The sequence below is a fragment of the Leclercia sp. G3L genome (assembly GCF_021117075.1).
Classification (GTDB): domain Bacteria; phylum Pseudomonadota; class Gammaproteobacteria; order Enterobacterales; family Enterobacteriaceae; genus Enterobacter; species Enterobacter adecarboxylatus_C.
Genome location: NZ_CP088265.1, coordinates 3,103,957 through 3,116,182 on the forward strand (window position 1 = coordinate 3,103,957; position 12,226 = coordinate 3,116,182).

Annotated in this window: 13 protein-coding genes; 8 read left to right on the forward strand and 5 right to left on the reverse strand. The window is 58.4% G+C overall.

Translation table 11 applies throughout. The features are described from left to right. Nucleotides 1-113 precede the first annotated feature (113 nt). Together edd and LRS40_RS16290 are read left to right on the forward strand one after the other, a co-directional pair. Nucleotides 114-1,925 (forward strand): phosphogluconate dehydratase, encoded by a 1,812-nt coding sequence (edd, locus tag LRS40_RS16285; RefSeq protein ID WP_156264053.1) that lies wholly within the window; start codon nucleotides 114-116, stop codon nucleotides 1,923-1,925. Between the two features lie 39 nt (nucleotides 1,926-1,964). Continuing rightward, nucleotides 1,965-2,606: a bifunctional 4-hydroxy-2-oxoglutarate aldolase/2-dehydro-3-deoxy-phosphogluconate aldolase gene (locus tag LRS40_RS16290; protein ID WP_059307637.1), complete on the forward strand. Its 642-nt coding sequence runs from the start codon at nucleotides 1,965-1,967 to the stop codon at nucleotides 2,604-2,606. Between the two features lie 102 nt (nucleotides 2,607-2,708). Here the strand turns inward: LRS40_RS16290 and purT are convergent, their stop codons facing one another. Beyond that, nucleotides 2,709-3,887 (reverse strand): formate-dependent phosphoribosylglycinamide formyltransferase, encoded by a 1,179-nt coding sequence (gene purT, locus LRS40_RS16295; protein WP_231312088.1) that lies wholly within the window; start codon nucleotides 3,885-3,887, stop codon nucleotides 2,709-2,711. A 148-nt stretch (nucleotides 3,888-4,035) separates the two neighbouring features. On the opposite strand from purT, the gene yebF reads away from it, so the two are divergent. From yebF to ptrB, 3 genes are all read left to right on the forward strand, one after another. Further along, nucleotides 4,036-4,389 (forward strand): protein YebF, encoded by a 354-nt coding sequence (gene yebF / locus LRS40_RS16300; protein ID WP_231312089.1) that lies wholly within the window; start codon nucleotides 4,036-4,038, stop codon nucleotides 4,387-4,389. 87 nt (nucleotides 4,390-4,476) lie between these two features. Further along, complete coding sequence (locus tag LRS40_RS16305) at nucleotides 4,477-5,127, forward strand: tellurite resistance TerB family protein (protein ID WP_156264049.1); 651 nt, start codon at nucleotides 4,477-4,479, stop codon at nucleotides 5,125-5,127. A gap of 90 nt (nucleotides 5,128-5,217) precedes the next feature. Then, on the forward strand, nucleotides 5,218-7,299 hold the full coding sequence (gene ptrB, locus LRS40_RS16310) for an oligopeptidase B (protein WP_231312090.1): 2,082 nt from the start codon (nucleotides 5,218-5,220) through the stop codon (nucleotides 7,297-7,299). On the opposite strand, the gene exoX is transcribed toward ptrB, so the two are convergent. The 3 genes from exoX to LRS40_RS16325 form a co-directional block, all read right to left on the reverse strand. Further along, nucleotides 7,281-7,943 carry an exodeoxyribonuclease X gene (exoX, locus tag LRS40_RS16315; protein ID WP_142489960.1) on the reverse strand — a complete coding sequence of 221 codons (663 nt, stop codon included), beginning with the start codon at nucleotides 7,941-7,943 and terminating at the stop codon, nucleotides 7,281-7,283. The genes ptrB and exoX overlap by 19 nt on opposite strands. Nucleotides 7,944-7,967: 24 nt before the next feature. Further along, nucleotides 7,968-8,627: a carbon-nitrogen hydrolase family protein gene (locus tag LRS40_RS16320; protein ID WP_231312091.1), complete on the reverse strand. Its 660-nt coding sequence runs from the start codon at nucleotides 8,625-8,627 to the stop codon at nucleotides 7,968-7,970. Between the two features lie 107 nt (nucleotides 8,628-8,734). Next, on the reverse strand, nucleotides 8,735-8,965 hold the full coding sequence (locus LRS40_RS16325) for a DNA polymerase III subunit theta (RefSeq protein WP_142489958.1): 231 nt from the start codon (nucleotides 8,963-8,965) through the stop codon (nucleotides 8,735-8,737). 136 nt (nucleotides 8,966-9,101) lie between these two features. Between LRS40_RS16325 and yobA the strand changes: the two genes are divergently transcribed. From yobA to LRS40_RS16340, 3 genes are read left to right on the forward strand one after another with little or no spacing between them, the layout of a single operon-like run. Continuing rightward, the gene (yobA, locus tag LRS40_RS16330) at nucleotides 9,102-9,476 is read left to right on the forward strand and encodes a CopC domain-containing protein YobA (RefSeq protein ID WP_142489957.1); all 375 of its coding nucleotides are present in this window, start codon (nucleotides 9,102-9,104) and stop codon (nucleotides 9,474-9,476) included. 1 nt (nucleotide 9,477) lies between these two features. Then, complete coding sequence (gene copD / locus LRS40_RS16335; RefSeq protein WP_231312092.1) at nucleotides 9,478-10,350, forward strand: copper homeostasis membrane protein CopD; 873 nt, start codon at nucleotides 9,478-9,480, stop codon at nucleotides 10,348-10,350. 14 nt (nucleotides 10,351-10,364) lie between these two features. Next, complete coding sequence (locus LRS40_RS16340; RefSeq protein WP_231312093.1) at nucleotides 10,365-10,703, forward strand: YebY family protein; 339 nt, start codon at nucleotides 10,365-10,367, stop codon at nucleotides 10,701-10,703. A gap of 399 nt (nucleotides 10,704-11,102) precedes the next feature. Here the strand turns inward: LRS40_RS16340 and LRS40_RS16345 are convergent, their stop codons facing one another. Further along, nucleotides 11,103-12,050 (reverse strand): VirK/YbjX family protein, encoded by a 948-nt coding sequence (locus tag LRS40_RS16345; RefSeq protein WP_231312094.1) that lies wholly within the window; start codon nucleotides 12,048-12,050, stop codon nucleotides 11,103-11,105. Nucleotides 12,051-12,226: the final 176 nt, after the last annotated feature.

The following is a 12,226-nucleotide window of genomic DNA, read 5'->3' on the forward strand; positions in this document are numbered from 1 at the left end:
GCCGGAAGCGATTTTGCCCCAGAGCTCCGGCAATCAAGCGTTTCAGCGATGTTATAGCCTGCTAAACACTTTGTTAATTCCAGAGCGCGGACAGATAAATGACAGGAGCTTCTATGAATTCGACTTTGTTACGGGTAACACAGCGCATTGTTGAGCGCTCGAAAAAGACCCGTTCAGCCTACCTCGCGCGCATTCAGCAGGCGAAGACCGATACGGTCCATCGTTCGCAGCTGGCCTGCGGTAACCTGGCGCATGGTTTTGCCGCCTGCCAGCCAGAAGATAAAGCCTCGCTGAAAAGCATGCTGCGTAACAATATCGGCATCATCACCTCCTACAACGACATGCTCTCGGCGCATCAGCCGTATGAGACCTACCCGGACATCATTCGGAAAGCGCTGCACCAGGCCAATGCCGTGGGCCAGGTCGCGGGCGGGGTGCCTGCGATGTGCGACGGCGTGACCCAGGGTCAGGACGGGATGGAACTCTCGCTGCTGAGCCGGGAAGTGATCGCCATGTCCGCCGCGGTCGGCCTGTCGCATAACATGTTTGATGGCGCGCTGTACCTCGGCGTGTGCGACAAGATTGTTCCGGGGCTGGCGATGGCGGCCCTGTCGTTTGGTCATCTTCCTGCGCTGTTCGTGCCGTCAGGCCCGATGGCCAGCGGTCTGGCTAATAAAGAGAAAGTGCGCATTCGCCAGCTGTATGCCGAAGGCAAAGTGGATCGCATGGCGCTGCTGGAGTCGGAAGCGGCGTCCTATCACGCGCCGGGCACCTGTACGTTTTACGGTACCGCCAACACCAACCAGATGGTGGTGGAATTTATGGGAATGCAGCTGCCGGGCTCGTCGTTTGTCCACCCGGATGCACCGCTGCGTGAAGCCCTGACCGCCGCAGCGGCGCGGCAGGTGACCCGCCTGACCGGTAACGGCAACGAGTGGATGCCGCTCGGTAAAATGGTTGATGAAAAAGTGGTGGTCAACGGTATCGTGGCTCTGCTGGCGACCGGCGGCTCCACCAACCACACCATGCACATGGTGGCGATGGCCCGTGCTGCGGGCATTCTCATCAACTGGGACGATTTCTCCGATCTGTCTGAAGCGGTGCCGCTGATGACCCGTCTCTACCCGAACGGCCCGGCAGACATTAACCACTTCCAGGCGGCGGGCGGCGTACCGGTGCTGATGCGCGAGCTGATGAAGGGCGGTCTGCTGCATGAAGACGTCAACACGGTGGCCGGTTTTGGCCTGCAGCGTTACACCCTGGAGCCGTGGCTGAACGATGGCGAGCTGGACTGGCGTGAAGGGGCTCAGGCTTCGCTGGATGAGAGCGTGATCGCCACCTTCGACAAGCCATTCTCTCACCACGGCGGCACCAAAGTGCTGAACGGCAACCTGGGTCGGGCGGTAATGAAGACCTCTGCGGTGCCGGTGGAAAACCAGGTTATTGAGGCCCCGGCGATTGTGTTCGAGAGTCAGCATGACGTGCTGCCGGCATTTGAAGCCGGTCTGCTGGACAAAGATTGCGTGGTTGTGGTCCGTCATCAGGGACCAAAAGCGAACGGCATGCCAGAATTACATAAACTAATGCCGCCACTTGGTGTATTATTGGACCGCTGTTTCAAAATTGCGTTAGTAACCGATGGACGCCTCTCCGGCGCATCAGGTAAAGTGCCTTCTGCCATCCATGTCACCCCGGAAGCTTACGACGGTGGATTGCTGGCAAAAGTGTACGATGGCGACATCATCCGCGTTAACGGTCAGACCGGCGAGTTGACCTTACTGGTGGATGAGGCGGTACTTGCCGCACGTAAGCCACATATTCCTGACCTGAGCGCATCGCGCGTGGGCACGGGGCGCGAAATGTTCAGTGCGCTGCGCGAGAACCTCTCGGGCGCAGAGCAGGGCGCGACCTGTATTACGTTTTAAGACGACAAGAATTATCGATCTGGCGAGAGAAAAACTCTGATGAAAAACTGGAATACAAGTGCAGAAGCAATCCTGAAAACTGGCCCGGTAGTGCCGGTGATCGTGGTTAACAAGCTGGAACACGCTGTGCCGATGGCGAAAGCGCTGGTTGCCGGTGGCGTTCGCGTCCTGGAAGTGACCCTGCGTACCGCCTGTGCAATGGATGCGATTCGCGCCATCGCCAAAGAAGTGCCGGAAGCCATCATCGGCGCAGGTACCGTACTGAACCCTCAGCAGCTGGCTGAAGTCACCGAAGCCGGTGCGCAGTTCGCCATCAGCCCGGGTCTGACCGAGCCGCTGCTGAAAGCGGCAACCGAAGGCTCCATTCCACTGATCCCGGGTATCAGCACCGTATCTGAGCTGATGCTGGGTCTGGACTACGGCCTGAAAGAGTTCAAATTCTTCCCGGCGGAAGCCAACGGCGGCACCAAAGCGCTGCAGGCTATCGCAGGTCCGTTCGCCAACGTGCGTTTCTGCCCGACTGGCGGCATCTCCCCGGCGAACTACCGTGACTATCTGGCGCTGAAAAGCGTGCTGTGCATCGGTGGCTCCTGGCTGGTTCCAGCGGATGCGCTGGAAGCGGGCGACTGGGATCGCATCACTAAGCTGGCGCGCGAAGCGGTTGAAGGCGCGCAGCAGTAAGCTTTAGGTATTGTGCGCGTTTTTTGCCGGGAGGCGCTGCGCTTACCCGGCCTACGATAAACGTCAAATGTCTAAAAAAAACGGGCCTAGTGGCCCGTTTTTTTATCCTGCTACCTGCACGCTGGCGGCGGCCTGTTTCGCCCGCTCTATTGCGGTTTCCACATCTTCGCCCGTTGCCAGCGCCACGCCTAAGCGACGCGAACCTTCGATTTCTGGCTTACCGAACAGACGCAGCTGCAGGCCCGCGCCCACTGCCGCATCAACGTTATCAAAGGTGACGTTCTGGCTGGTCAGCTGGGGCAGGATCACCGCCGATGCCGCGGGACCATACTGACGCACGCCACCTACCGGCAGGCCGAGGAAGGCACGGACGTGCAGGGCAAACTCGGAGAGGTCCTGCGAGATCAGGGTCACCATGCCGGTATCGTGCGGACGTGGGGAGACTTCGCTGAAAATTACCTCGTCGCCACAGACGAACAGCTCGACGCCAAACAGCCCGTGGCCGCCCAGGGCCAGCACCACTTTGCGGGAGATCTCCTCGGCGCGCGCCCGGGCCAGCGGGCTCATCCGCTGCGGCTGCCAGGATTCACGGTAGTCGCCATCTTCCTGACGATGGCCAATCGGATCGCAGAAGTGCACCCCATCGACGGCGCTGACGGTCAGGAGGGTAATCTCAAAATCAAACTGCACCACCCCCTCAACGATGACCCGGCCGGCACCGGCGCGGCCCCCCTGTTGGGCGTAATCCCAGGCCTGATCCAGCTGGTCGGCGCTGCGCACAAAGCTCTGTCCTTTGCCGGAGGAGCTCATCACCGGCTTAATGATGCACGGGTAGCCAATGTCGTTCACCGCCTGCAGAAAATCGCTCTTGCTATCGGCAAAACGGTAGCGGGAGGTAGGCAAAGCCAGCTCTTCCGCGGCCAGGCGGCGAATACCTTCCCGGTTCATGGTCAGCTTCGCGGCGCGGGCACAGGGCACCACGTGCTGGCCTTCGGCTTCCAGCGCCAGCAGGGTATCGGTGGCGATGGCTTCGATTTCCGGCACCACGAAGTGCGGTTTTTCTGCGGCAATCACCGCGCGCAGGGCGTCGCCATCGAGCATATTAATGACGTGCGAGCGATGGGCAACGTGCATGGCCGGGGCATCGGCATAGCGATCGACGGCGATCACTTCAATCCCTAAGCGCTGGCACTCGATGGCCACTTCTTTGCCCAGTTCACCGGATCCGAGCAACATTACGCGCGTCGCTGCCGGGCGCAGCGCAGTTCCTAAACGAGTCATAATCATCCCCCTGAAAAAGTTGCGCGCAGTATAAACGAAAACGTTTGCGTCTGTCTTGTTTCGCGAAAATCCGCCGTGCCGACAGGCGGTTATTTGCATCGTCATATTTTTCGACCATGCTTTTGGGGAGCCAATACAGGAGATCGTGATGAACAAAACAGGGGTCGTGATGGCGCTGGCGCTGCTGGGTGCCAGCCTGACGGCGCAGGCCGCCGATGAGAAAACCGTGAAGTTTCCGACCTGTGAAGGTCAGGATGCCGAGGGGATTGCCGCCAGCGTGAAGCGGGACTATCTGCAAAACCGCATCGTGCGCTGGGCGGACGATCAAAAGACGCTGGGGATGGCCGACCCGGTAGCGTGGATCAACCCGAAGGAGGTGAAGGGTGAAAAAGATCGCTGGACCGTGCCGCTGACGGTGCGGGGCAAAAACACCGATATCCATTATCAGGTGAAGGTGGACTGTAACGCGGGCAGCGCGCAGTACCTGTCAGCGAAAAAGTGAATTTTCGCTTCTTTTGTCGCCGCAGACATTTCCTGACATCCCCTCGCTTAGGCTGTGAGATTCATGCACCGTTAAGTGAGGGAAATCATGTCAAACTGGTTGAATCAATTACAGTCGCTGCTGGGGCAGAAAGCGGGGTCATCCTCGGGAGAAGGGCTGAGCAAAATGCTGGCGCCAGGGGCGCTTGGCGGCCTTGCCGGACTGCTGGTGGCGAATAAATCTTCGCGTAAGCTGCTGGCGAAATACGGCACCGGTGCCCTGCTGGCGGGCGGCGGGGCCATTGCCGGCACCGTGCTATGGAATAAGTACAAGGACAAGGTGCGTTCTGCCCATCAGGATGAACCGCAGTTTGGTCAGCAGGCCTCTGCACTGGATGTGCGCAGCGAAAGGCTGATCCTGGCCCTGGTCTTTGCGGCGAAGAGCGACGGGCACATTGACGATCGAGAGCGCGCCGCCATTGAGCAGCAGCTGCGGGAAGCGGGCGTGGAGGAGCAGGGCAGGGCGCTGGTGGCCCAGGCCATCGAGCAGCCGCTGGATCCGCAACGACTGGCGCAGGGGATAAAAAATGAAGAGGAAGCGTTGGAGCTCTATTTCCTGAGCTGCGCGGCGATCGATATCGATCACTTTATGGAACGCAGCTATCTCAATGCGCTGGGCGATGCGCTGAAAATCCCGACCGAGGTCCGGGAAGGCATTGAGCAGGATATTCGTCAGCAAAAACAGGCGCTCCCCGGCTAACTTTTTACCCCCGGGTATCCCGTTTCGCTTGCATCGTGCGCATGTTTTGCCAACCTTATAGGGTGTTAAACGTAAAAGAATCATACTGACATGCCACCTAAAGCCCAACGCATACCGCACGCTCTCACCGCGCACGGTGACACGCGTATCGACAACTATTACTGGTTGCGCGACGATACCCGCTCACAGGCGGAGGTGCTGGATTACCTCCACGATGAAAATGACTATGGCCGCAGGGTCATGTCGACGCAGCAGGCGCTGCAGGACCGTCTGCTTAACGAAATGGTAGAGCGCGTTCCGCAGCGTGACGTCTCGGCGCCCTGGAGTCGCAACGGCTATCGATACCGACACGTCTATGAGCCCGGTAACGAATACGCCATCTATCAGCGGCAGTCGGTGCTCTGCGCCGAGTGGGAGGAGTGGGAAACGCTGCTGGATGCCAACCAGCGGGCGTCGCACAGCGAGTTTTATACCCTGGGCGGCATGGCGGTGTCGCCGGATAACGCCATTATGGCCCTGACCGAAGACTACCTCTCCCGACGGCAGTACGGCTTACGGTTCCGCAATCTGGAGTCCGGGAACTGGTATCCCGAGATGCTCGACAACGTCTCCCCCGATTTTATCTGGGCCAACGACTCGGAGACCGTCTATTACATCAAAAAGCATGCCACCACGCTGCACCCTTTTCAGGTCTGGCGGCATACGGTAGGCACCGCGTCCACCAGCGACGAGCTGGTTTATGAGGAGAAAGACGAAACCTTTTACGTCAGCCTGCACAAGACCACGTCGAAACACTACGTGATTATCTTCCTCGCCAGCGCCACCACTACCGAGGTGCTGCTGCTGGATGCCGAACTGCCGGACGCCCAGCCGCTGTGCTTTATGCCGCGCCGCAAGGATCACGAGTACAGTCTCGACCACTTCCAGCACACCTTCTATCTGCGCTCCAACCGGGAGGGCAAAAACTTTGGCCTTTACAAAACCAAAGTGCGCGACGAACGCAAATGGGAAGTGCTGATCCCGCCGCGCGAGCAGGTGATGCTTGAAGGCTTTACCCTCTTTACCGACTGGCTGGTGGTGGAAGAGCGCCAGCGCGGGCTGACCAGCCTGCGGCAGATAAACCGCAAAACCCGGGAGGTGATCGGTATCGCCTTCGACGATCCCGCCTACGTAACCTGGATTGGCTATAACCCGGAGCCGGAAACGTCGCGCCTGCGCTACGGTTACTCCTCCATGACCACTCCCGATACCCTGTTCGAGCTGGATATGGACACCGGGCAGCGCAAGGTGCTGAAGCAGGCCGAGGTCAAAGGCTTTAATGCTGAACTCTACCGCAGCGAGCACGTCTGGATTGTAGCTCGCGACGGCACCGAAGTGCCGGTTTCGCTGGTCTACCATAAGCACCATTTCCGCAAGGGCAAAAACCCGATCCTCATCTACGGCTACGGTTCTTATGGTTCCAGCATCGACGCCGATTTCAGCAGCAGCCGCTTAAGCCTGCTCGACCGGGGCTTCGTCTTTGCTATCGCCCATATTCGCGGCGGCGGCGAGCTGGGGCAGAAGTGGTATGAGGACGGCAAATTCCTGAAAAAGAAAAACACCTTCAACGACTATCTCGATGTCTGCGATGGGCTGCTGGAGCTGGGGTATGGCGACAGGAAACAGTGCTTCGCGATGGGGGGCAGCGCGGGCGGCATGCTGATGGGTACCGTGATCAACGAACGCCCGGGGCTGTTTAAAGGCGTGGTGGCGCAGGTGCCCTTTGTCGATGTGCTGACCACCATGCTCGACGAGTCCATCCCGTTGACCATTGGAGAGTATGAGGAGTGGGGCAACCCGCAGGATCCGACCTACTACCGCTACATGAAAGCCTACAGCCCTTATGACAATGTGGAGGCGAAGGCCTATCCGCACATGCTGGTCACCACCGGCCTGCATGACTCCCAGGTGCAGTACTGGGAGCCCGCGAAGTGGGTGGCGAAACTGCGTGAGATGAAGACCGACGATAATTTATTGCTGCTCTGTACCGACATGGATGCCGGACACGGCGGGAAATCCGGGCGCTTTAAATCCTATGAAGGGGTGGCGCTGGAGTATGCGTTTATCGTCGGCCTGGCGCAGGAGACACTGACCGCCCGGTCTGGAGAGGCGGATCAGGATCCGCCCAGATAGTGCTTCAGGGTGAGGCGCAGCTCGGGGCTCATTCTGTCGAGGTTGTTATACAGCCAGCGCAGATAGCCCGGATCTTTGTCTGCCACCTCCGCTACCGCTTTCCCGCGATATTTACCGAAGGTAAAGGTGGTCAACAGCGCCGGCCGTCCGGTGATGTCGGCCATCTCATCCGGGGTCCAGCCGGTGGTGTTCATGATATCAATCAGCAACGCGGCGGTAATATAGCAGTCGTACAGGGCGCGGTGATGATGCAGCCCTTCCGGCGTCCTGACGCTGAGTTTGCGCGACTTATAGAGCGCCATATTGCTGTATTTGATCCCCGGCCATACGCGCCGGGCCAGCTTCATGGTACAGATCCATTCTCCCGGCATCTCGGGCAGAACGCGGCGATCGAAGCTGGCGTTATGCGCCACATACCACTGGCTGCCGTGATAGTGCGGGATCACCTCTTCAATCCAGGGTTTGTCGGCCACCATCGCCTCGGTGATGCGGTGAATCGCCATCGCCTGCGGGCTGATGGGGCGATCCGGACGCACCAGATGGCTGCATGGGTTAACGATCTGCCCGTTCACAACATCGACAGACGCCACTTCCACAATCCCTCCCTGCAGATCGCAGGTTTCGGTGTCGATGACACGTAGCATGGCTCTCTCCTGGCCGTAAAAGGTTTAGCGTAATGGAATGATCTCACCTTGCCAACTCTGCTCTACATAGCGACCCGTTAATAACAGCTCGCCGGGATCGGCGCGAAGGATTAACTGCCCGCGCGCATCCCACAGGGCGCTACCGCCGTCGTGATTGGCCACCAGCACCGCAATCCCGTAGCGATGGGCAAAACGCTGCCACTGTGCAAAGGAGGCGGGCCTTTCAGCTTCACTCACCGCCATGCCGCGGGTAAACAGCGTGGCGTTGGGGGTGATATTGGGCGGCTCGGCGTGAGCATCGACTAGAGACAGGCCGCTGCTGTGTCGACTCTCCAGACAGGCACCTGCGCCATGCGGGTAGAGAATGGCCTGGGGCCGTTCCGGGCTAAACCACGCCAGCCCACGCTGACGCTGGCCGTTATCGTCCACCGTGATCCCGGCAATAACCGAGAGGTTACACGCCTGAACGGCCTCATGCAGCGGCGCGAGCTGCTGGCGAGCAGGTGGGGCAGGGAGTTGGCTGTCTGGTAAGACCGGGCCGGTTAACGAGAGTTCCGGAAAGAGCAGCAAATTGCACTGCTGGCGTGCGGCGGCGGTGATAAAACGCAGATGGTGTGATACGTGGTCGTCCACGCAGTGATGGGTCGGCTGGTACTGAGCAGCCGCAATAGTCCAGTGAGACATCGTGATTTCCTTATGCACGGAGTCGCAGAGATTCATAAAGCCCCTAAATGAATCAGGGCTTTTTATCCTGGCATAATCTGTGTAAGGAACTGTAACAGCGGGTAAGGTTACTTAACTTTCGGCTCCCACGGCAGGCGCGAGAGGTTAACAGAGGTTAATCGATGCGCAATCAGTCGCTCGCGAAACCAGTCGCGCAGGTGCGCCGGTTGTTCCCGCTCTACCACCTCAGCGATAACCGGCATGTTATAGCGCTCTTTAAAAGCTACGCCCGCAGCGGCCAAATCTACATTCACTTTGTCCATCTCCTCCTGGGGGAGGGTGGCGAGATTAGTCTTCATAAGGGTCTCCTTCAATTGCGGGCCAACGTTACCCAAACGGCGGCGCATTGACAAGCCCGGGCAGGATGATCCTCGACTGGATCATTATACAGAGTTATCCTCTGACAATCAGGCATAACAAAAAGGAATGTATGTGATGGCGATACCCCTTTCCCGTGCTCTCTGCACGCTGACTCTGTTATTGACTACGTTGACGACGCCGGTTGTCTTTGCTCATGCCCATTTGCAGCATCAATACCCCGCGGCTGATGCCGCCGTTGACGCGGCGCCCCAGGCATTAACGCTCAACTTCTCCGAGGGGATCGAGCCGCGGTTTAGCGGGGTTTCCGTCACGGATGATAAACAGCAGCCCGCTGAAACCGGTGCGGTAAAACGCAATGAGAAGGACCCGACCCAGCTGATCGTGCCATTAAACTCTCCGCTGACGGCAGGCACCTACCGGGTGGACTGGCATGTGGTCTCCGTGGATGGTCATAAAACCCAGGGTAGCTACCGTTTTAGCGTGAAGTAAAATGCTGGCGTTCTGCTACGTTACGCTGCGTTTTGTCCATTTTTCCGCCCTGATGGTGCTTTTCGGCAACGCCCTTTACGGCGCCTGGCTGGCACCTGTCTCGCTGCGGCGTCTGCTGGCGCGCCGTTTTCGTCGCCAGCAAAAAGCGATCGCTTCTGTTGCCCTGCTCTCAGCAGTGATGATGCTGGCGCTACAGGGCGGGATGATGGGCGATGGCTGGCAGGATGTTATTAGCGCGCCAACCTGGCTTGCAGTACTCACCACCCAGTTTGGCCGGATCTGGCTATGGCAGATTATCCTGGCCCTGATGACCTTCTTGATTGCCTGGCTGGAACCGCGAAAAGCCGTTCCGCTGATCCTGCTGTTTACCGCCGCGCAGTTTATCCTGCTGGCGGGCGTCGGGCATGCGGCGATGCATGAGGGCATTCTGGGGAGAGTGCAGCGCAGCAATCATGGCCTGCATCTGCTGTGTGCGGCCGTCTGGCTGGGTGGCTTATTGCCGCTGCTCTTTTGCCTGCGCCTGTCGCGCGGACGCTGGCGGGAGGCCGCCATCTATACCATGATGCGCTTCTCGCGCTATGGTCATCTGGCCGTCGCCGGGGTGGTACTCACCGGGGCGATCAATACCCTGCTGATCCAGGGCTGGGTTGCGCCGTGGCAGTCGGCATGGGGGCGGCTGCTGTTGTTGAAATGTGCGCTGGTGGCAATGATGGTGGTAATTGCGCTGGTGAATCGGTATGTTCTGGTGCCGCGATTTCGTTCTGGCGACGGACGTGAGCAACGTTATTTTATCAGGATGACGCAGACTGAGGTTGTGCTGGGGGCGCTGGTTCTGGCGGCAGTCAGCCTGTTCGCGACCTGGGAACCCTTCTGACGAGGTGGAACACAATGAAAAAAACAGTACTTTCTCTCTTATTGCTGGCCTGTTCCGGCACGGCGCTGGCGGCACCGCAGGTGATCACCGTTAGCCGGTTTGAAATGGGTAAAGATAAATGGGCGTTTAACCGGGAAGAGGTGATGCTGACCTGCCGTCCAGGCCATGCGCTGTATGCCATCAACCCAAGCACGCTGGTGCAGTATCCCCTGAACGACGTGGCACAGCAGCAGGTCGACAGCGGTAAGAGCAACGGCCAGCCGATTTCCATAATCCAGGTTGATGACCCGGCTAACCCAGGGCAGAAGATGAGTCTGGCGCCGTTTATTGAGCGCGCCAATACGCTCTGCTAGCTTCCCGCTTCCAATAAAAAAACCGCAGGCTTCTCTTCGGAAGCATTGCGGTTTTTGTGTTTAAGGACAGGCTAACGCTTTTTTTCAGGCCACTTTTGCTGCGGACTGGAAAACCTGGCGTCGTCATCTATTCTTAAAGTGCAAGGCGACTTAGCCTGCATTAATGCCAACTTTTAGCGCACGGCTCTCTCCCAAGAGCCATTTCCCTGGACCGAATACAGGAATCGTATTCGGTCTCTTTTTATCTGTTGAAAGTAAACGCATTTTCCTGTTGCGGACTTTAACAGTTGGGCAACATCCTCTGTTATTCCTTAAACCATACCACACTACGCCCGGCGGAAGTCCAGCGCTTTTTAGCGCTTGTGTTAAATTTTTGCCTGTCACCGATGAAAGCAGATATTAGCGGCAAAACCGGACGCGGATGGCCTGCTCAATCTCATCCAGCAGCTGAAAACGACGACGGTATTCGGCGCGTTTTTTACTGGCAATGCTCTCCAGTGATTTGCGTTCCATGCCGGCTGGCAGGGCCCAGCGGAAGGCATTGTCCTGCTTACCGCCCAGTGACGCCCAGAATTCATCGTAGCTGGCGTGCAGATGGCGCCCTTTGCTCAGACGGTAACGCAGGGCGCGAAAAACATGGCCCTCATCGCTGACGCCGTAAATGGCGCTGATATCTGACTGCTTCGCCAGGTTGAAGACGGCTTCCAGCAGAATACGTTTCGGAAACAGGCCATAACAGGCCCGTGTGGCGTTTTTAATCGTCTCCCGGCCGACATCCCGGCGTGGCCCCTGCAGGCCGCCAATCACCAGCGCGCTGCGCCCGTTCTCTCCGACGACGCTGAAGGTCAGACTCGCCAGCAGGGTATTATCCCCGGCGCGTAACCAGAGAGTGGTTTCGCCCTCGCGCTCGGCCTTCACCGCGGAAGTGGCGTAGATCGTATAGCAGGCGTCCTCTTTGGTGGCGAACTGCAGCAGCGGAAGCGGCGACGGGCTGGTAAAAAGATGCGCCAGGCTACTATCCGGTAGCGCATCAATCCAGGCGTAGTGGTGCAGGATCGCCGCCGCGCGCTCACCGGCCGTCAGCCCGCGGGTGAGGTACTGGCGCTGGGTTTTCACCGGCAGCGTTGGCTGTGCCTTCAGCAAGGTTGAGAAATCATCGCGACGGGCGATCGTCTCCAGCATGCGGGTGGTCGAAGACCAGAACAGCAGGGTGCGCAGGAAAAATTTCAGCCGGTAATCGCGTTTTTGCCACAGCGGCCCGGGCGTAAGATCGCCTTTCGTCAGGGCGAGAATCACGGAAGAACGGTGCGCGTATGGCACCTCAGCAGGCAGGATAGTATTTGACACGATGAAGACCTCTTTATAATTCTGCAATTATCTTAAAGGTCATCGGATAATCATTTAACCGTTGCTAAACCTTTATTTCCGCTTCGTTTAATAACGATTGAGGTTATTAAACAGGGTGCCTTCCTCTCCTCACCAGTGCTCCATTCCGCAGGGGCTATACTGATCCTGAGGAGGCG

Coding starts and splice junctions, on each gene's coding strand:
- edd (WP_156264053.1), top strand. CDS start 114: ATGAATTCGACTTTGTTACGGGTAACACAGCGCATTGTTGAGCGCTCG.
- LRS40_RS16290 (WP_059307637.1), top strand. CDS start 1,965: ATGAAAAACTGGAATACAAGTGCAGAAGCAATCCTGAAAACTGGCCCG.
- purT (WP_231312088.1), bottom strand. CDS start 3,887: ATGACTCGTTTAGGAACTGCGCTGCGCCCGGCAGCGACGCGCGTAATG.
- yebF (WP_231312089.1), top strand. CDS start 4,036: ATGAACAAAACAGGGGTCGTGATGGCGCTGGCGCTGCTGGGTGCCAGC.
- LRS40_RS16305 (WP_156264049.1), top strand. CDS start 4,477: ATGTCAAACTGGTTGAATCAATTACAGTCGCTGCTGGGGCAGAAAGCG.
- ptrB (WP_231312090.1), top strand. CDS start 5,218: ATGCCACCTAAAGCCCAACGCATACCGCACGCTCTCACCGCGCACGGT.
- exoX (WP_142489960.1), bottom strand. CDS start 7,943: ATGCTACGTGTCATCGACACCGAAACCTGCGATCTGCAGGGAGGGATT.
- LRS40_RS16320 (WP_231312091.1), bottom strand. CDS start 8,627: ATGTCTCACTGGACTATTGCGGCTGCTCAGTACCAGCCGACCCATCAC.
- LRS40_RS16325 (WP_142489958.1), bottom strand. CDS start 8,965: ATGAAGACTAATCTCGCCACCCTCCCCCAGGAGGAGATGGACAAAGTG.
- yobA (WP_142489957.1), top strand. CDS start 9,102: ATGGCGATACCCCTTTCCCGTGCTCTCTGCACGCTGACTCTGTTATTG.
- copD (WP_231312092.1), top strand. CDS start 9,478: ATGCTGGCGTTCTGCTACGTTACGCTGCGTTTTGTCCATTTTTCCGCC.
- LRS40_RS16340 (WP_231312093.1), top strand. CDS start 10,365: ATGAAAAAAACAGTACTTTCTCTCTTATTGCTGGCCTGTTCCGGCACG.